19 protein-coding genes are annotated in these 17,334 nt (G+C 68.8%); 11 read left to right on the forward strand and 8 right to left on the reverse strand.

Going from position 1 to position 17,334, the window contains the following annotated elements; all coding sequences use genetic code 11:
- Positions 1 to 630: a superoxide dismutase gene (locus OPU70_RS16755; RefSeq protein ID WP_042538081.1), complete on the forward strand. Its 630-nt coding sequence runs from the start codon at positions 1 to 3 to the stop codon at positions 628 to 630.
- 120 nt (positions 631 to 750) lie between these two features.
- Here the strand turns inward: OPU70_RS16755 and OPU70_RS16760 are convergent, their stop codons facing one another.
- Both OPU70_RS16760 and OPU70_RS16765 read right to left on the reverse strand, forming a co-directional pair.
- Entirely contained in the window at positions 751 to 1,158 is a 408-nt protein-coding gene (locus tag OPU70_RS16760) for an arsenate reductase ArsC (RefSeq protein ID WP_042538078.1), read from the reverse strand.
- Positions 1,155 to 2,492 (reverse strand): NAD(P)-binding domain-containing protein, encoded by a 1,338-nt coding sequence (locus tag OPU70_RS16765; protein ID WP_498558295.1) that lies wholly within the window; start codon positions 2,490 to 2,492, stop codon positions 1,155 to 1,157. Before OPU70_RS16765 ends, OPU70_RS16760 begins: the two co-directional genes overlap by 4 nt.
- Before the next feature lie 83 nt (positions 2,493 to 2,575).
- Here OPU70_RS16765 and OPU70_RS16770 point away from each other — a divergent pair, with 83 nt between their 5' ends.
- From OPU70_RS16770 to nhaA, 3 genes are all read left to right on the forward strand, one after another.
- Positions 2,576 to 2,917, forward strand: coding sequence for an ArsR/SmtB family transcription factor (locus tag OPU70_RS16770; protein WP_079112125.1), 342 nt, complete (start codon positions 2,576 to 2,578; stop codon positions 2,915 to 2,917).
- 32 nt (positions 2,918 to 2,949) lie between these two features.
- A complete protein-coding gene (locus tag OPU70_RS16775) occupies positions 2,950 to 3,123 on the forward strand; it encodes a hypothetical protein (protein ID WP_164481681.1) in 174 nt (57 codons plus the stop codon).
- A 64-nt stretch (positions 3,124 to 3,187) separates the two neighbouring features.
- Entirely contained in the window at positions 3,188 to 4,453 is a 1,266-nt protein-coding gene (nhaA, locus tag OPU70_RS16780) for a Na+/H+ antiporter NhaA (RefSeq protein ID WP_498558296.1), read from the forward strand.
- A gap of 34 nt (positions 4,454 to 4,487) precedes the next feature.
- Here nhaA and OPU70_RS16785 read toward each other — a convergent pair whose 3' ends face one another.
- Together OPU70_RS16785 and OPU70_RS16790 are read right to left on the reverse strand one after the other, a co-directional pair.
- Positions 4,488 to 5,495, reverse strand: a complete 1,008-nt coding sequence (locus OPU70_RS16785) for a LacI family DNA-binding transcriptional regulator (RefSeq protein WP_042538074.1) — start codon at positions 5,493 to 5,495, stop codon at positions 4,488 to 4,490.
- Between the two features lie 69 nt (positions 5,496 to 5,564).
- Positions 5,565 to 7,226, reverse strand: a complete 1,662-nt coding sequence (locus OPU70_RS16790) for a glycoside hydrolase family 13 protein (protein ID WP_042538073.1) — start codon at positions 7,224 to 7,226, stop codon at positions 5,565 to 5,567.
- A 138-nt stretch (positions 7,227 to 7,364) separates the two neighbouring features.
- On the opposite strand from OPU70_RS16790, the gene OPU70_RS16795 reads away from it, so the two are divergent.
- Positions 7,365 to 7,793: a DUF1761 domain-containing protein gene (locus tag OPU70_RS16795; protein WP_079112128.1), complete on the forward strand. Its 429-nt coding sequence runs from the start codon at positions 7,365 to 7,367 to the stop codon at positions 7,791 to 7,793.
- On the opposite strand, the gene OPU70_RS16800 is transcribed toward OPU70_RS16795, so the two are convergent.
- Positions 7,790 to 8,239, reverse strand: a complete 450-nt coding sequence (locus OPU70_RS16800; RefSeq protein WP_498558297.1) for a VOC family protein — start codon at positions 8,237 to 8,239, stop codon at positions 7,790 to 7,792. The genes OPU70_RS16795 and OPU70_RS16800 overlap by 4 nt on opposite strands.
- Before the next feature lie 161 nt (positions 8,240 to 8,400).
- On the opposite strand from OPU70_RS16800, the gene OPU70_RS16805 reads away from it, so the two are divergent.
- Positions 8,401 to 9,663 carry a hypothetical protein gene (locus OPU70_RS16805; protein WP_498558298.1) on the forward strand — a complete coding sequence of 421 codons (1,263 nt, stop codon included), beginning with the start codon at positions 8,401 to 8,403 and terminating at the stop codon, positions 9,661 to 9,663.
- A 236-nt stretch (positions 9,664 to 9,899) separates the two neighbouring features.
- On the opposite strand, the gene purQ is transcribed toward OPU70_RS16805, so the two are convergent.
- From purQ to OPU70_RS16820, 3 genes are all read right to left on the reverse strand, one after another.
- On the reverse strand, positions 9,900 to 10,607 hold the full coding sequence (gene purQ / locus OPU70_RS16810; RefSeq protein WP_042538067.1) for a phosphoribosylformylglycinamidine synthase subunit PurQ: 708 nt from the start codon (positions 10,605 to 10,607) through the stop codon (positions 9,900 to 9,902).
- Entirely contained in the window at positions 10,604 to 10,852 is a 249-nt protein-coding gene (gene purS, locus OPU70_RS16815; RefSeq protein ID WP_079112131.1) for a phosphoribosylformylglycinamidine synthase subunit PurS, read from the reverse strand. Before purS ends, purQ begins: the two co-directional genes overlap by 4 nt.
- A 144-nt stretch (positions 10,853 to 10,996) precedes the next feature.
- Positions 10,997 to 11,527, reverse strand: a complete 531-nt coding sequence (locus OPU70_RS16820; RefSeq protein WP_042538063.1) for an adenine phosphoribosyltransferase — start codon at positions 11,525 to 11,527, stop codon at positions 10,997 to 10,999.
- 157 nt (positions 11,528 to 11,684) lie between these two features.
- Here OPU70_RS16820 and OPU70_RS16825 point away from each other — a divergent pair, with 157 nt between their 5' ends.
- The 5 genes from OPU70_RS16825 to OPU70_RS16845 form a co-directional block, all read left to right on the forward strand.
- Positions 11,685 to 12,992, forward strand: a complete 1,308-nt coding sequence (locus OPU70_RS16825; protein ID WP_042538061.1) for an ABC transporter substrate-binding protein — start codon at positions 11,685 to 11,687, stop codon at positions 12,990 to 12,992.
- Positions 12,993 to 13,160: 168 nt separating this feature from the next.
- Entirely contained in the window at positions 13,161 to 14,249 is a 1,089-nt protein-coding gene (locus tag OPU70_RS16830) for a carbohydrate ABC transporter permease (RefSeq protein WP_042538059.1), read from the forward strand.
- Positions 14,246 to 15,136: a carbohydrate ABC transporter permease gene (locus tag OPU70_RS16835; RefSeq protein WP_042538056.1), complete on the forward strand. Its 891-nt coding sequence runs from the start codon at positions 14,246 to 14,248 to the stop codon at positions 15,134 to 15,136. The genes OPU70_RS16830 and OPU70_RS16835 overlap by 4 nt, the downstream gene beginning before the upstream one ends.
- Positions 15,137 to 15,141: 5 nt before the next feature.
- Positions 15,142 to 16,572 carry a GH1 family beta-glucosidase gene (locus tag OPU70_RS16840; protein WP_498558299.1) on the forward strand — a complete coding sequence of 477 codons (1,431 nt, stop codon included), beginning with the start codon at positions 15,142 to 15,144 and terminating at the stop codon, positions 16,570 to 16,572.
- Positions 16,573 to 16,628: 56 nt separating this feature from the next.
- Positions 16,629 to 17,334, forward strand: a 706-nt coding sequence (locus OPU70_RS16845) for a LacI family DNA-binding transcriptional regulator (RefSeq protein WP_498558300.1), incomplete at its 3' end; no start/stop codon positions are given.

Genomic DNA, 17,334 nt, shown 5'->3' on the forward strand with positions numbered 1-17,334 from the left:
ATGACCTCTGCGTACACCCTCCCCGAGCTGCCGTACGACTACTCGGCTCTCGCCCCGCACATCTCGGGCAAGATCATGGAGCTGCACCACTCGAAGCACCACCAGGCCTACGTGACCGGTGCCAACACCGCGCTCGAGCAGCTGGCCGCAGCCCGCGACTCGAACGACTTCGCCGCGGTCAACAAGCTCGAGAAGGACCTCGCCTTCAACCTCGGCGGTCACATCAACCACTCGGTGTTCTGGGAGAACCTCTCGCCCGACGGCGGCGGCAACCCCGAGGGCGAGCTCGAGGCGGCACTGACCGACGCGTTCGGCTCGATCGACGCCTTCCGCGCGCACTTCACGGCGACCGCACTCGGCGTGCAGGGCTCGGGCTGGGCCGTGCTCGCGTGGGACAGCGTCGGAGCACGACCTGTCATCTTCCAGCTGTTCGACCAGCAGGGCAACGCCCCGCTCGGCGTCACCCCGCTGCTGCAGCTCGACGTCTGGGAGCACGCCTACTACCTCGACTACCTCAACGTGCGCGCCGACTACGTCAAGGCGTTCTGGGAGCTCGTCAACTGGTCCGACGTGCAGCGTCGGTTCCAGGCCGTGCAGGAGAAGACGCAGGGCCTCATCGTCGCCCGCTGAGTCGCCTGCTGATCCGTCTCCGTCCGTGCCTTCGGGAGGAGATCTCGTCTTCGGGAGGAGGATGCCGCAGCATCCGTCCTCCCGAAGCGCAGTTCTCCTCCCGAGGCGCAGGGGTCGGGATCAGGCGAGCAGTTCGCCCGCGAGCGTCTCGATGCGGCGGCGGATCTCGTCACGGATCGGACGCACGGAGTCGATGCCCTGGCCGGCCGGGTCGTCGAGCTTCCAGTCCTCGTAGCGCTTGCCCGGGAAGAACGGGCAGGCGTCGCCGCATCCCATCGTGATGACGACATCGGATGCCTGTACGGCCTCGGTCGTAAGCACCTTGGGCTGCTCGGCGGTGATGTCGATGCCGAGCTCGCCCATCGCCTCGACCGCGACCGGGTTGATCTGCTCGGCGGGCATGGAACCGGCGGATCGCACCTCGATGCGGTCTCCGGCGAACTCGCGCAGGAAGCCTGCGGCCATCTGCGAGCGTCCGGCGTTGTGCACGCACACGAACAGGACGGAGGGCTTGGTGGTGGTCGTCATGATGTCTCCAGGGTAAGCGAGCGTGCGGGCTCGGGCGACGGCGACGGAATCCTGCCGATCTGGAGCACACTCGGTGCGGCGCAGCAGCTTGCACCATCCGCTTCACCGAAGTCTCCCGATCCGCCGCAGACGCCGGTGTCAGGGAGGACGAGCTCAGTGCGGGCCGCGGCCTCGTGATCTCCGGCCAGGTGTGCGGCGACGCTGCGCACCTGCTCGTACCCCGTCAGCGCGAGGAACGTCGGTGCGCGGCCGTACGACTTCGCGCCGACGATGAAGAGCCCGGGCTCCGGTTGTGCGAGCTCGCGTGCGCCGGTCGCCGACACCGATCCGCACGAGTGGATGTTCGGATCGATCTCTGCGGCGATGCCGGCGACGGCCTCGAGGGAGGTGTCGAGGTCGATGCGCAGCTCCCGCAGGATGCCGGTGTCCGGACGGAAGCCGGTCAGCGCGAAGACCCGTCCGACAGCCGCCACCTCGCGTCCGTCCTCGGCGACGATCGTCATGCCGTCGCCCCCGGCGCGGAACTCCGCGACGCGGAACCCCTTGACCAGCTCGACCACGCCCGTGTCGATGACCTTGCGGGCGCGAGCGCCCAGTGCGGCGCGCTCCGGCAGCTCGTCGCCACTGCCGCCGCCGAAGACGTTCGCGGCGCTGCCGCGGCGCAGCAGCCAGGTCACCCGGGTTCCCGGTGCGCGGCGAGCCAGCTCGCTCAGGCGCAGCACCGCATGGGTGGCGGAGTGCCCCGCTCCGACGACGACGACGTGCTCGCCGGCGAGCTCCGCCACGTCGGCCGGGATGCGGTACGAGATGAGATCGGATGCCGCCCGCTCGCCGACCGCCGGGAAGCCGTCGGCGCCTGCCGGATTCGGCATGCCCCACGTGCCGCTCGCATCGACGACGGCACGGGCGAGGATGCGGGACTCGACACCGTCGACGTCGATGGTGTGCACGACGAACGGCGAACTCCTGCGCCCGGCGTCGACGACCTTGTCGCGCCCCTGGCGTGCGACTCCCGTGACGGTCGTCGCGTAGCGGATGCGGCCTCCCAGAGCACCCGCGAGCGGCGCCAGGTAGTCGCTCACCCACTCCGCCCCGGTCGGGTAGCCCGACGCAGGGGCGCTCCACCCCGTCGGCTCGAGCAGCCGACGGGCGGCCGAGTCGGTCAGTTCCGGCCATGCCGAGAACAGGCGCACATGCCCCCACTCCGAGACGGCGCTCGCAGCCCCCTGCCCTCGTTCGGCCACCACGACGTCTTCACCGCGTTCGATCAGATGTGCCGCTGCGGCGAGGCCCTGTGGTCCCGCTCCGATCACCACGACGGGCAGTTCAGACATCGCATCTCCTCAGATTGAAAATCATCGATATGAGAAGCATCGCGCACGTATCGAAGAATGTCAATACGTGAGAGGATGGTCGCATGACGCTTCCGGTGACGATCGAGCAGACCGCCTGCTGCACCCCGGGCACCGCAGCCGGGCTGCCGGTCGCCGAGGCCGAGCGCATCGCGCACCTCTTCAAAGCACTCGGAGACCCCACGCGCATCCGCCTGCTCTCGCTCATCTCGTCGGCGGAGGGCGGCGAGGCCTGCATCTGCGATCTCACCGCCCCGGTCGGCCTCTCGCAGGGCACCGTCTCGCACCACATGAAGCTCCTGGCCGACGCCGGACTCGTCACTCGCGAGCAGCGCGGCAAGTGGGCGTATTTCTCTCTCGCCGACGGCGCGCTCGACGCGGCCGGAGAAGCGCTGCGACGCGTCTGAGTCGGTCAGGCACACCCCGATAGGCTTGCTCCATGGCCCTTCTCTCGATCGCCGGCTCGACGCGCGCTCCGCATGAGCTGCGTTCGGCGACCCCGATGAGGAAGTCGATGCGCGTCGTCATGCACCCGGGCACGAATGGCTGGACCAGCGTCTGGGGCACACTCTCGCACGGTGAGATCGCGGGCTGCCCGCCGCCACGCGACTAGACCACGCCTCGATGGGGTGTGGTCTTCCGCGCCGTTCACCCCTTCTCTCGCGTGAGGTCTCTTCGTGTCCACTTCTCCTTCCCGTCCCCGTCTCCGCCTGGCTCCGCACGAGCTGTGGCGCGGCATCCGGAACAACGCCCGCAGCGACGTCCTCGGTGGCTCGCTCCTGCTCGCCGCCACCGTCGCCGCGCTGATCCTCGCCAACACCTCCGCGGTGTCGTGGTACGAGTCCGTGCGCGACTTCACCTTCGGCATCCCCGCGCTGCACCTCGACCTCAGCATCGGCGCCTGGGCGGCCGACGGCCTGCTGGCGATCTTCTTCTTCGTCGTCGGTCTCGAGCTGAAGGAGGAGTTCGTCACCGGTCGCCTGCGCGACCCCCGCCAGGCCGCGCTGCCGATCGCCGCGGCCGTCGGCGGAGTGATCGTGCCCGCGGTCATCTTCGCCGTCATCAACGCCGGCGACGGTGACGCCCTGCGCGGCTGGGCCATCCCGACCGCGACGGACATCGCGTTCGCCGTGGCCGTGATCGCCGTGGTGGGCAGGTTCCTGCCGCCCGCTCTGCGCGTCTTCCTGCTGACTCTCGCCATCATCGACGACCTCATCGCCATCACGATCATCGCCACGTTCTACACCGACACGATCAGCTTCCCGTGGCTCACGCTCGCCCTGCTTCCGCTCGCCGGATTCGCCCTCCTCGTGCAGAAGGGTGTTCGAGCGTGGTGGATCCTGCTGCCCCTCGCCGTAGCGGTCTGGGTCTGCATCCACGCCGCAGGGATCCACGCCACGGTCGCCGGCGTGCTGCTGGGCTTCGTCGTGCCCGTCGTGCCGACCGAGCGTGCCAGGGTCCCACGGGGAGTGGATGCCGACGGCGAGCCGGTGTACGACGGTCTGGCCCCGCACTTCGCCGATCGGTGGGACGTCGTGGCGACGCTGTTCGCCGTGCCGGTCTTCGCCTTCTTCGCGGCCGGAGTCACCATCGGCGGTGTCGAGGGGCTGCGGTCGGCTCTCACCGACCCGATCGCGATCGGAATCATCGTCGGACTCGTCTTGGGCAAACCGATCGGGATCCTCGCGACCACCTTCCTGCTCAGCCGCGTGCCGGCGCTGCGCCTCGACGAGACGCTGCGCTGGCCCGACCTGACCGGCATGGCCTTCCTCGCGGGGATCGGATTCACCGTCTCCCTGCTGGTCGGCGAGCTCGCCTACGGGTCGAGTTCGATCGCCGACGAGCACGTCAAGATCGGCGTGCTGCTGGGGTCCCTCATCGCGGCGGTCATCGGCGGCAGCATCCTCGCGCGGCGGAATGCCGTGGCGCGACGCGCGCGATGACGACGAGAGTATGCCCGTCGCGGGGCCAGCGCGATCAGACCAGGCGCGCGGTCGTTCCTCGGACGTTCAGCTCATAGGGGAGCTCTGCGGGTATGCCCGCGGCCTCTCCGTCGGCGAGCTTGGCGAGCACGGCATCCGCCGCGCGCTCACCCTGACCCAGCGGGAACTGGTCGACGGTGCTGAGCCGGAAGAACTCGCCGAGCTCATGGCCGTCGATGCCCACGATCGAGAGGTCGTCCGGCACGGCGAAGCCGAGGTCGCGGGCGGCGAGGATCGCACCGATGGCCATCTCGTCGGAAGCCGCGAACACGGCGGTGGGCCGGGGGCCCGGGCGGCCGAGCAGCTGCTTCGCCGCGCGGTACCCGCCCTCGACGGTGAAGTCGGCCGGTTCGAGGAAGGCGGGGTTCAGGGGGATTCCGGCTTTCGCCAGTGCCTTCTCGAACCCCAGGCGACGGTTCGTCGGGATGTGGAAGTCGATGTCGAACTCGGGGTTCGCGCCGATGTGGGCGATGTCATGGTGCCCGAGACCGATCAGGTGCTCTGTGGCGAGCTGCGCGACAGCCACGTCGTCGACCGTCAGGGTGTCGAGCTTCGGATTCGGGCCGCCGATCGCGATCACCGGCAGACCGAGGTCGAGCAGGTGCTGCGTCTCGTCGGCGTCGAGCTCGATCGACACCGCGATCACGGCGTCGACCCGCTGCCGCCGCAGGAACGTGTCGAACACGTGGCGGCGCACGTCCTTGTCGGCGGTGATGTTGTAGAGGGTGATGTCGTAGCCCTCGCGCATCAGCGCCGACGACACCCCCGACAGCACGGTGCTGAAGAACCAGCGGTCGAGAAATGGCACCACCACGCCGATGTTGCGGGTGCGACCCGACGCCAGGCTCGAGGCTCGAGACGAGACCACGTATCCGAGCGCCGCCGCCGCCTCCTGCACGCGTTGGCGAGCAGACTCCGACACGTGGCCTCGGCCGCTCAGAGCGCGCGAGACCGTCGCGGTCGAGACGCCGGCGAGCCGGGCGACCTCATCGATGCTCGCCATGGGGATTCCTCTCTGAGTCGGTGGGGCCGCGACATCCCCATCGGATGCCGCGGCCCCACCGTGTCCGGCTTATGCCGTGGTGTACCAGACGGCCGTGTCGACCGGCACAGCGCCGCCGTCGAACAGCTGGCTCTGCAGGATCACGAACGCGCCGGCGGGCAGCGGGATCGGCTCGGTGCCCAGGTTCGCGAGCACGTGCACGTCGCCGCGGCGGAATGCCACCGCATCCGCTCCGGCGTCCTCCCACACCAGCGAGCCGCTGCCGAAGCCGTACTCCCGGCGTCCGGCGAGCAGGCGCTTGTAGAGCGCGAGCGTCGACGAGGGGTCGACCTCCTCGACATCGCGCGAGTACGAGGCCCAGTCGGCCGGCTGCGGCAGCCACGACGCGCCGGTCTCGTTGAAGCCGAATGCCGGAGCATCCGCCTCCCACGGCAGCGGCACGCGGCATCCGTCTCGTCCGTAGCGCTCGCCGTTCGTGCGGAACCACGTCGGGTCCTGACGGAACGCGTCGGGGATCTCCATCGCCTCGGGCAGGCCGAGCTCTTCGCCCTGATAGAGGTAGGCGGAGCCGGGGAGGGCGAGCATCACGGTCGTCGCCGCGCGGGCGCGGGCGAGTCCGATCGCGGTGTCGGGCTTGTGCGGGGTGTTCGGGCCGATGCCCTCACCCTGCGGGTTCTCGGCGGTCAGCGCGAGGCGCGAGGCGTGGCGCACGACATCGTGGTTCGACAGCACCCAGGTGCTCGGAGCACCGACCGCACCGAACGCGTCGAGGGATTCGCGGATGACGTCGCCGAGAGCCTTCGCGTCCCACTCGGTCATCAGGTACGGGAAGTTGAACGTCTGGTGCATCTCGTCGGGGCGCACCCACAGAGCGGTCTGCTTCAGCGTCGGCATCCAGGCCTCGCCGCACAGAGCGCGATCGCCGTCGTACTCGGCGAGCACCTTGTGCCAGTCGCGGTAGATCTCGTGCACGCCGTCCTGACCCCAGTACGGCACGTCGTCCTCGCCGCCGCCCATCGAGTCGGCGTCGGCCGGCGGGGTGTAGTCGGGCAGGCCCTCGGCCTTGATCATGCCGTGAGCCACGTCGACGCGGAAGCCGTCGACGCCGCGGTCGAGCCAGAAGCGGAGGATGGAGCGGAACTCCTCGCGCACCTCTTCGTTGTTCCAGTCGAAGTCGGGCTGCGTGGGGTCGAAGATGTGCAGGTACCACTGGCCGGGAGTGCCGTCGGCCTCGGTGATGCGCTCCCACATGCCGCCGCCGAAGACGGATTCCCAATTGTTGGGAGGCAGCTCGCCGTTCTCGCCCTTGCCGTCGCGGAAGATGTACCGTGCTCGCTCGGGGCTGCCGGGAGCCGCCTTCAGCGCCTCCTGGAACCAGGCGTGCTGAGCAGACGAGTGGTTCGGGACCAGGTCGACGACGACGCGGATGCCGCGGGCGTGCGCCTCGTCGAGCATGGTGTCGAAGTCGTCGAGCGTGCCGAAGAGCGGGTCGACGTCGCGGTAGTCGGCCACGTCGTATCCTGCGTCACGCTGCGGGCTCGTCATGAACGGGCTCAGCCAGATCGCGTCGACGCCGAGCTCCTTCAGGGAGTCGAGCCGGCTGGTGATGCCGGGCAGGTCGCCGATGCCGTCACCAGAGGCGTCGGCGAACGAACGAGGGTAGATCTGGTAGATGACCGCGCTGCGCCACCACTCGGAACCGGGGGCTGCGATCTGCTCAAGCTGTGCCATGGGATCAGATTAGTGCAAACGCTTGCAGGTCTGCCACCATTGCGATCGAATCGTTTCGGCAACGCGATATTCCACGCCGCTCCACAGCGACTTGCAGCCCGGGAGTAGGCTTCGGGCATCCGACGACTGGAGGCTGTCATGGTTCCCGAGATCAACTACTGGGCGGTTCTGCTCGCGACCGCGTCGAGCATGGTCGTCGGCACGATCTGGTACTCCCCGAAGGTGTTCGGCACGCGCTGGTCGAAGCTCGCGAACGTCGACATGGATCGCCCGGGCTCGAGCGCGACGATGGCGATCATCACCACCGTGTTCGTGAGCTTCGCGACGGCCTGGGTGCTGGCCGGAGCCTCCGCCATCGCGTGGCACTTCTACGACGGGTCGTTCTTCTGGGCGGCCGTCGTCACCGGTGTGCTGCTGTGGGCCGGATTCACCGCCGCGCGGTTCATCACCCACGATGCGTTCGAGGGGCGCCCGACAGCGCTGACCACCATGAACATCGCCCACGAGCTCGTCACGATCGTGGTCATGGCGCTGATCATCGGCGTCTGGCCGCCTGCGCTCGGCTAGCCGGCTGGGGCATCCTTTGTGAGGTCCTGCGCGAGCATCACGAGGATCCCGCTCGGGCCACGCAGGTAGGTGAGCTTGTAGACGTCCTGGTAGTTCGCGACTCCCCGCAGGGGCCGGAATCCATGCCGGGCGGCGATGGCCAGGGACTCGTCGATGTCGTCCACCGAGAACGCCACCCGGTGCATCCCGATCTCGTTCGGCAGCGTGGGCTCGGTCTCGATCGCGTCGGGGTGGATGTACTCGAACAGCTCGAGCTGACCGTGGCCGTCCGGTGTCTGCAGCACGGCGATCTTCGCATGATTGCCGTCGAGGCCGACTGCGGTGTCGGCCCACTCTCCGCTGACCTCGTCGCGGCCGAGCACGGTGAGGCCGAGATCGGTGAAGAAGGCGATGGCCGCGTCGAGGTCGCGCACGGCGATGCCGACGTTCTCCAGTGTGATGGGCATGCGTCGGATGCTACTCGCGAGCGCGACACGCCGGATGAGCCGAAAGACTAGACCTTCGCCCCTTCCGCTCGGACTTCTTGGTATGCCAGCATTTTGCACGTGGCCTCCTGGTCGCTCGCGGGTCGTGCACTCGAACCGCGGTCCACACCGAGGGGGTCTTGATGTCGGGTTCGTCGCGTCGATCGGCTCCGTGGATGATCGCCGCCGCGCTCATCGCCGCCGCCCTGGTCGCGGGCGCGACGACCGCAGCCTCGGGTGATGGCCCCTCCGACGCTCCGACCGCCGACGTCGCCTCCGACCCCACGCTCTCCGTCGCCCTGGCCTACGAGTTCCTCGACGCCCGTGTCGACGAGTTCTGCGACGGTGCCGGGCACTGCCTCCCTCGCAGCTACGAGGGAGGGTTCTTCACCGACCTGCCGACGTGGGACTTCACTCCGTCCTTCGTCTACGACGACGCACTCGTCGTGATCGCGTACACCGCCAGGGGCCTGCCGGACGACATCCGCCGGGCGCAGACCATCGGCGACACCCTGCTCTTCGTGCAGGCGAACGATCCGATCGGCGACGGGCGAGTCCGCACGTCGTACGAACCCCACGGCATCCGACAGGGGCGCGTCGAGATCACCGGCCCGGGCACCTTCACGGGCAACCAGGCGTGGGCGGGCATGGCGCTCGCGCGTCTCTTCCACGCGACCGGCGAGTCGAAGTACCTCGACGGAGCCGTGCGGATCGCCGAGTGGATCCAGACCAACACCGCCGACATGGCGCGGGCCCCCTTCGGCTATACGGGGGGTCAGCTCGAGAACGGCTCTTCGCTGGAGTGGAAGTCCACCGAGCACAACACCGATATCGCCGGCTTCTTCACGCAGCTGGCCCAGCTGACCGGCGACCCCGTGTGGGCCGACAGAGCGGCGGTGGCCACGGCATTCGTCGCCGCGATGCAGAGCGCAGACGGTCACGTCGACACCGGCACGCTGCTCGACGGGTCGACCACGAACGTCTATCCGGTGCCGCTCGACGCCCAGACCTGGACGCTGCTCGGCACGGGTGACCCGCGGTACGGTGCGGCTGTCGACTGGGCGCTCGCGAACCTCATGGCCACGGACGGGCCGTACACCGGCCCGTCCATCAGTCACGTCGACACCTCCAAGGTGTGGTTCGAGGGCAGCGGCCACCTGGCACTGGCCCTGAAGCTGAGGGACGGAGCGGGCGACGCCGACCGCGCGGAGGCGCTGCTGAGCAGCATCCGACTCGGCCAGCGCGACGCGGCGAACGGAGACGGCAAGGGCATCGTGGCGACGTCGACCGACGGCCTGGATTCCGGCTTCGGCGACCTCTACTACGCCAGCCTGCACACCGGCGCGACGGCGTGGTACCTGCTCGCGGCCGCGGGGGACAACCCCTTCAGCCTTCCCGTCGACTGAGCGGCGCCGACTCCCGCCGGACGCGATTGCGATTGCGAGGTCAGTTTCGCATCTTCAGACCGATGCGGGGTCGAAAAAGCACCCGATTCGGTCGTTTCCGATGCGGAATCGACCCCGGCTGTGTGCGGGGTGCGGAATCGACCCCGGGTAGGAGTGCGGATGCCGCCTCGACCGGCCCCGGCCCTGGCGGGCTGCTGACCGGCGCGCCCGCGTGCCCTTCGGTGCTCAGGCGGTGCTTACGCGGCGACGCGCACGACCGCGGCGACCGCGCTCGTGAAGAAGTCGAGTCCGTCGAGGCCCGAGCGCATGGCGGCCGAGGTGTCGGGACCGAAGCCGGCCTCGGTGGCGTGCTCGGGGTGCGGCATGAGCCCCACGACGTTGCCCGCCTCGTTGGTGAGTCCGGCGATGTCGCGCAGCGATCCGTTGGGGTTGACGCCCGCATAGCGGAAGGCCACGAGACCCTCGCCCTCGAGACGGTCGAGCGTCTCTTCATCGGCGATGTAGCCGCCGTCGGCGTTCTTCAGCGGGATCGTGATCTCCTGGCCGGTGCGGAAGCGGTTCGTCCACGCCGTGTCGGAGTTCTCGACGATGAGCTTCTGGTCGCGACGCACGAAGTGCTGGTGGTCGTTGCGGATCAGGCCGCCGGGCAGCAGGTGCGCCTCGACGAGCATCTGGAAGCCGTTGCAGATGCCGAGGATCGGCATGCCCTTGGCGGCTGCGTCCTTGACCTCGCTCATGATCGGCGACAGCGCGGCGATCGCTCCGGCGCGCAGGTAGTCGCCGTAGCTGAAGCCACCGGGCAGCACCAGGGCATCGACGCCTTCGAGGTCGTGCGAACCGTGCCAGAGAGCGACGGGCTCGGCGCCGGCGATGCGCACGGCGCGCTGGGCGTCGCGGTCGTCGAGCGAGCCGGGGAAGGTGATGACGCCGATGCGGACGCTCACTCAGCGACCTCGATGCCCACGACGTCTTCGATCACGGAGTTGGAGAGCACCTCGTCGGCGATGCGACGGGCCTCGGCGAGGATCTCGTCGGTGACCTCGCCCTCGACGGTGAGCTCGAAGCGCTTGCCGATGCGGACATCGGTGAAGCCCTCGACGCCCAGACGGGAGAATGCGCCAGAGACGGCCTTCCCCTGCGGGTCGAGCAGTTCGGGCTTGGGCATGACGTCGACGACGATGGTGGGCATGTGGATCCTCCTGGCGGCCGCAGGCCGCAGCTATCGGTCGTTGAGCGACGAGCGCAGCGAGGAGTCGAAACGCGGGAGTCGCGGGCGGACGGGCGCGACCAGTCTACCGGCTCGCGGAAGGCGCCTTGAGCGAGAGCGCGAGCGTCAGGCGTGGAAGACGGTGTGCAGGTCTCCGATGGCCTCGCGGCCTCCCAGGCCGTCGATCTCGAACAGCACCGAGATCCCGACGACGTGGCTGCCGAGGCGCTCCACGAGCTCGCGTCCTGCGGCGAGCGTGCCACCCGTGGCGAGCACGTCGTCGATCAGCAGCACGCGGGATCCTGCGGGCAGGTCGTCGTGCATCTCGATCGTCGCCGTGCCGTACTCGAGCGCGTAGTCGACGGATGCCGCGGGCCGGGGCAGCTTGCCGGCCTTGCGGATCGGGATGAGTCCCACGCCGGCGGCGATGGCGGCCGCCCCGGCGAGGATGAACCCCCGCGCCTCGATGCCCGCGACCACGTCGAACTGCCCTGCGAACGGCGCGATGATCGCGTCGGTCGTGGCCTGAAGCGCCTCGGCGTCGGCGAGCAGCGGCGTGATGTCGCGGAAGATGATCCCCGCCTCCGGGTAGTCCGGGATGCTGCGGATCAGCGATTCGGCGCGGACGAGGGCGGGGGAGAGTTCGGTGTCGGGCACCGGTCAAGGGTACGACAACGCGAGGGCTTGACATTCGTGGGAGCGCTCCCATAGAGTCTCTCATCAATGCGTGGGAGCGCTCCCACGAGAGTTCCGCGCATTGCCCCGACGCACCACACGCACCACCACCGCACGACCCACCACAAAGGAGTGAACTGTGAACACACGTGCCCGCAAGCGGATCCTGACGGCAGCAGCCGTCGCATCCGTCTCTGCCCTGGCCCTCGCCGGCTGCGCCTCTGCCGACTCGGGAGACAGCGCCACCGGTGACGAGAAGGTCACGCTGACCGTCACGACGTTCGGCACCTTCGGATACGACGACCTCTACGACGAGTACGAGAAGGCGAACCCGAACGTCACGATCGAGGCGACCAACATCGACACCGGCGGCAACGCCCGCACCGACGCGTTCACGAAGATCGCGGCAGGCTCCGGCCTCAGCGACGTCGTCGCGATCGAGGAGGGCTGGCTCGGCGCCATCATGGACGTCTCCGACACCTTCGTCGACCTGCGCGACTACGGCATCGAAGACCGCAAGGCCGACTGGGTCGACTGGAAGTACGGACAGGCGACCGATGCCGAGGGCCGCGTGATCGGCTACGGCACCGACATCGGCCCGAGCGGCATCTGCTACAACGGCGCAGCCTTCGAGGCAGCAGGACTCCCGAGCGACCGCGAGTCGGTGGCCGAGCTGCTGAACGGCGACTGGGAGAACTACTTCGCGGTGGGTGCCGAGTACACGGCGAAGACCGGCAAGGCCTGGTACGACCACTCCGGCTTCGTCTGGAACGCCATGGTCAACCAGCTCGACGAGGGCTACTACACCTCCGATGGCGAGCTCAACGTCGAGGACAACGCCGAGCTCAAGGAGCGCTTCGAACTGCTCGGCTCCGCGACCGAGGGCGGCCAGTCCGCCGCGCAGACCGCATGGGACTGGAACGGCGGCAAGTCGTTCGTCGACGGCACCTTCGCCACGTTCGTCTGCCCCGGCTGGATGCTCGGAGTCGTGCAGGGTCAGGTCGAGGCCGGAGGCGGCGACGCGTCGACCGGCTGGGACTTCGCCGACGTGTTCCCCGGCGGAGCAGCCAACTGGGGCGGCGCCTTCCTGTCGATCCCCGAGAGCTCCGAGCACAAGGAAGCCGCGGCCGACCTGGCCGACTGGCTGACGCAGCCCGAGCAGCAGGTCAAGCAGTCCGCCGCCGCGGGCAACTTCCCCTCCACCGTCGAGGCGCAGGAGACGCTCTCCGCAGAGGCGACGCCGAACGCGTTCTTCAACGACGCGCCCACCGGCGCCATCCTCGCCGAGCGTGCGAAGGGCGTCGTGGCGCAGTTCAAGGGCGCCGATGACTCGGTGATCCAGGAGAACGTCTTCGGTCCGGCCCTCAGCGGCCTCGACCGCGGCGAGACCGACACCCAGGGCGCCTGGGATGCCGCGGTCAAGCTCCTGAACGAGCTGGTCGACTGACCCTCCGGTCGTTGAGCGAGCGCGGCGGAGCCGCCCGAGACGAAACGCTCACCGCGTCTCGTCTCGGGGCTTCGCTCCTCGCTCAACGACCGACGACTCTCCGGTCGTTGAGCGAGCACGGCGGAGCCGAGCAAGACGACACGCGCCACTCAGACGAAGGAACCCCTCATGACCCTCACAGCGGAACGCCGCGAGACGGCATCCGATGCGCCGAAGGCGGATGCCGCTGGCCGGCGTCCCTGGCGGCACCGCCTCTCGCGGTTCGACCAGAACGCGTCCCCGTACTTCTACATCTCGCCGTTCTTCCTGCTGTTCGGGCTGGTCGGACTCTTCCCTCTGCTATACACGGTGTGGGTGGCCGTGCACGAGTGGGACCTGCTCAAGGGGCAGGGTGAGTTCATCGGCGCAGGGAACTTCATCGAGATCCTCGGCGACGCGATGTTCTGGAACTCGATCTTCAACACCCTGAGCATCTTCCTGCTGTCGGCGATCCCGCAGCTCGCGGTAGCCCTGGTGATCGCGTACCTGCTCGATCGCGGCCTCCGTGCCCCCACGTTCTGGCGCATGAGCATCCTCATCCCGTTCGTGGTCACGCCCGTCGCCGTCGCCATCATCTTCTCGAGCATCTTCAACGAGGCCGACGGCCTCGCCAACAATCTGCTCAACCTGATCGGCATCGCCGACCAGCAGTGGAAGCACGACACGGCGCTCTCGCACCTGGCGATCGCCGTGATGGTGAACTTCCGCTGGACCGGCTACAACGCCCTCATCCTGCTCGCCGCCATGCAGGCGGTGCCTCGCGACCTCTACGAGTCGGCCGCGCTCGACGGCGCAGGAGCCGCGCGTCGCTTCTTCTCGATCACGATCCCCACGATCCGCCCGACCCTCATCTTCGTGATCATCACGGCCACGATCGGCGGTCTGCAGATCTTCGCCGAGCCCCGTCTGTTCGACGTCTCGACCGCGGGCGGAATCGGCGGCAGCGACCGACAGTTCCAGACCACGGTGCTGTTCCTGTGGGAGCTCGCCTTCTTCCGTCGAGACCTCGGCGAAGCATCCGCCGTCGCGATCCTGCTGTTCCTGCTCATCGTGGGCATCGGAGTGATCAACTTCCTCATCTCGAGGCGGATCTCGACAGGCGATGCTCCCCAGAACCGTGCCGCGCGACGGCGCGCACGCACCGCCGCGGCCGCAGCCGCGACGGCCGCAGCCGCAGGCTCGACGATCGCCACCACTACCGAGGAGAACGCGCGATGACCGCCACACAGGCGCTGAGCGTCCCCGAGAAGATCCGCAGGCGCCGAGGCGCCGTCGGCGGAAACGCCGGAATCGGCAGCCGCCCCGGATTCCTCACCTACGGCCTGCTCGCCGCATTCATCATCGGCAGCGTCTACCCCCTGTGGTGGTCGGTCGTCGTGGCGAGCGGCACCAACTCGACGCGCGGCGAGACCCTGCCGTTGATCCCCGGCGGCAACTTCCTCGCCAACGCCGCCAAGGTGTTCGACGCGATCCCGTTCTGGCTGGCGCTCGGGAACTCGTTCCTCATCTCCGGCATCATCACGCTGTCGGTCGTGACGTTCTCGACGCTCGCCGGATACGCGTTCGCCAAGCTCCGCTTCAAGGGACGCGACGGACTGATGATCTTCGTGATCGCGACCATGGCGATCCCGACGCAGCTCGGCATCATCCCCCTGTTCATGCTGATGCGCGAGCTCGGCTGGACGGGATCGATCGGCGCGGTCATCGTGCCGACCCTGGTCACCGCCTTCGGCGTCTTCTTCATGCGGCAGTACCTGGTCGACGTGATCCCCGACGAGCTGATCGAGGCCGCGCGCATGGACGGCGCCAACCAGTTCCGCACGTTCCTCACCGTCGGCCTCCCGGCGGCTCGGCCCGCCATGGCGATCCTCGGGCTCTTCACCTTCATGACCGCGTGGACCGACTACCTGTGGCCGCTGATCGTGCTCTCCCCGCAGAACCCGACTCTGCAGACGGCGCTCAGCCAGCTGCAGTCCGGCTATTACATCGACTACTCGATCGTGCTCGCCGGTGCGGTGCTCGCGACCCTTCCGCTGCTCGTCCTCTTCGTGGTGGCGGGCCGGCAGCTGGTCAGTGGCATCATGGCGGGCGCGGTGAAAGGATGACCCCTATGACCCGCGCCTTCCCCGAGAAGTTCCTGTTCGGCGCCGCGACAGCGGCGTACCAGATCGAGGGGGCCGCTTTCGAAGACGGGCGCACCGCGTCGATCTGGGATGCCTTCAGCCGCGAGCCGGGTGCGGTCATCGGCGGGGACAACGGCGACGTGGCGTGCGACCACTATCACCGCTACCCGCAGGACGTCGCGCTCATGAAAGAGCTCGGGCTGCAGACCTACCGCTTCTCGACCTCGTGGTCGCGGGTGCGTCCTGACGGCGGCGCGGTCAACGCGAAGGGCGTCGACTTCTACGAGCGCCTCGTCGACGAGCTGCTCGCGAACGATATCCTGCCGTGGCTGACCCTGTATCACTGGGACATGCCGCAGGCGCTGCAGGAGACCGGCGGCTGGACGAACCGCGACACCGTCGGACGCTTCCTCGAGTACGCGGGCACGATGCACGACGCACTGGGCGACCGCGTGAACGTGTGGACGACGCTGAACGAGCCCTGGTGCTCGTCGTTCCTCTCCTACACGGGCGGCGAGCACGCTCCCGGCCACACGAGCGTCGCCGAGGGGCTGCTCTCGGCCCACCACCTGCTGCTCGCCCACGGCGAGACGGTGCGCGAGCTGCGCGGTCGGGATGCGAGCCTCAACCTCGGCATCACCCTGAACCACACCGTCGCAGACCCGGCAGATCCGGCGAATCCCGCCGACGTCGACGCGGCTCGTCGGGTCGACGGCCAGTTCAACCGCTGGTTCCTCGACCCGATCTACCGCGGCGTGTACCCCGACGACATCATCAGGGACATCAGGGCGGTGGATGCCGACGCGGTGGCGCGCTTCACGGATGCCGTCCATGACGGCGATCTCGACGTGATCTCGCAGCCCATCGACACGCAGGGCGTCAACTACTACCACGGCGACTTCGTGTCGGGCACGGCGCCGGCGGAGATGCCGGTCAGCGGCGGACCCGCGACAGATCGCCCCGCACGCAGCCCCTACCCGTCGAGCGATGGCATCTACGCGGTCGAACGCGGACTGCCGCGCACCGCCCAGAACTGGGAGGTGCAGCCCGAGGGGCTGACCCGTCTGCTGCAGCGCGTGTGGACCGACTACGCCGAGCCCGCAGGAACCGTGCTCTACATGACCGAGAACGGTGCCGCCTACGACGACGTCGCCGTGGTCGAAGACGGCGAGACCCGTGTGCACGACGCCGACCGCACCGAGTTCCTGCGGCTGCACCTCGCGGCCGTGCTCGATGCGGCAGATGCCGGCGTCGATGTGCGCGGCTACTTCTACTGGTCGATGTTCGACAACTTCGAATGGGCATGGGGCTACGACAAGCGCTTCGGCATCGTGCGCGTCGACTACGACACCCAGGAGCGGAGTCTGAAGGACTCCGGTCGGGAGTACGCTCGCATCATCGCCGCCCGCGCTCTCTGACGCCGGCAGCGACAGTCGAGAGCATCCGGTCTCGCGGCCGGACAGAGGGGAGAGCCGTGTCGTCACGAGCGACCATCGAAGAGGTGGCATCGGCCGCAGGGGTGTCGAGATCGACGGTGTCGCGGGTCGTCAACGGCTCGACGGCGGTGAGCCCTGAGGCCCTCGAGTCGGTGAAGCGCGCGATCGAGGAGCTCAGCTACGTGCCCAATCGCGCGGCTCGCTCGCTCGCGTCGAGGCAGACTCACGCGATCGCGCTGATCGTGCCCGAAGACACCACGCGCTTCTTCGGCGACCCGTTCTTCGCGTCGATCGTCGCGGGCATCACGGGTGCGCTCCGGGGGTCGGACTACCTGCTCAACCTGCTCATCGCGAGCGACGATCCCGGCGACAAGATGACCAGCTTCGTGCGCAACGGCGGTGTCGACGGTGCGCTCATCGTGTCTCACCACACCAGCGACGCCTTCATCGACCGGGTCGCCGACGCCGTGCCCGTGGTCTGGGGTGGCCGACCGGTGCGGATCCGCGAGGGTGACTACGTGGTCGACGTCGACAACGTCGCCGGAGCTCGCACGGCCACCCAGCATCTGATCGAGACCGGCCGCACACGCATCGCGACGATCTCGGGACCCATGACGATGGTCTCGTCGGTCGACCGCGTGCAGGGCTTCCGCGGCGCACTGGCGGACGCCGGGCTCTCGCCGTTCGCCGAAGAGGCGGGTGACTACAGCGAGGCCAGCGGAGCGGGGGGGGGGGGGGGGGGGG

Source organism: Microbacterium sp. SWDP-B6 (assembly GCF_059803615.1).

Excerpts from the sequence above, each read along its gene's own strand:
- OPU70_RS16755 (WP_042538081.1), top strand. The coding sequence starts at position 1 with ATGACCTCTGCGTACACCCTCCCCGAGCTGCCGTACGACTACTCGGCT.
- OPU70_RS16760 (WP_042538078.1), bottom strand. The coding sequence starts at position 1,158 with ATGACGACCACCACCAAGCCCTCCGTCCTGTTCGTGTGCGTGCACAAC.
- OPU70_RS16765 (WP_498558295.1), bottom strand. The coding sequence starts at position 2,492 with ATGTCTGAACTGCCCGTCGTGGTGATCGGAGCGGGACCACAGGGCCTC.
- OPU70_RS16770 (WP_079112125.1), top strand. The coding sequence starts at position 2,576 with ATGACGCTTCCGGTGACGATCGAGCAGACCGCCTGCTGCACCCCGGGC.
- OPU70_RS16775 (WP_164481681.1), top strand. The coding sequence starts at position 2,950 with ATGGCCCTTCTCTCGATCGCCGGCTCGACGCGCGCTCCGCATGAGCTG.
- OPU70_RS16785 (WP_042538074.1), bottom strand. The coding sequence starts at position 5,495 with ATGGCGAGCATCGATGAGGTCGCCCGGCTCGCCGGCGTCTCGACCGCG.
- OPU70_RS16790 (WP_042538073.1), bottom strand. The coding sequence starts at position 7,226 with ATGGCACAGCTTGAGCAGATCGCAGCCCCCGGTTCCGAGTGGTGGCGC.
- OPU70_RS16795 (WP_079112128.1), top strand. The coding sequence starts at position 7,365 with ATGGTTCCCGAGATCAACTACTGGGCGGTTCTGCTCGCGACCGCGTCG.
- OPU70_RS16800 (WP_498558297.1), bottom strand. The coding sequence starts at position 8,239 with ATGCCCATCACACTGGAGAACGTCGGCATCGCCGTGCGCGACCTCGAC.
- OPU70_RS16805 (WP_498558298.1), top strand. The coding sequence starts at position 8,401 with ATGTCGGGTTCGTCGCGTCGATCGGCTCCGTGGATGATCGCCGCCGCG.
- purS (WP_079112131.1), bottom strand. The coding sequence starts at position 10,852 with ATGCCCACCATCGTCGTCGACGTCATGCCCAAGCCCGAACTGCTCGAC.
- OPU70_RS16830 (WP_042538059.1), top strand. The coding sequence starts at position 13,161 with ATGACCCTCACAGCGGAACGCCGCGAGACGGCATCCGATGCGCCGAAG.
- OPU70_RS16835 (WP_042538056.1), top strand. The coding sequence starts at position 14,246 with ATGACCGCCACACAGGCGCTGAGCGTCCCCGAGAAGATCCGCAGGCGC.
- OPU70_RS16840 (WP_498558299.1), top strand. The coding sequence starts at position 15,142 with ATGACCCGCGCCTTCCCCGAGAAGTTCCTGTTCGGCGCCGCGACAGCG.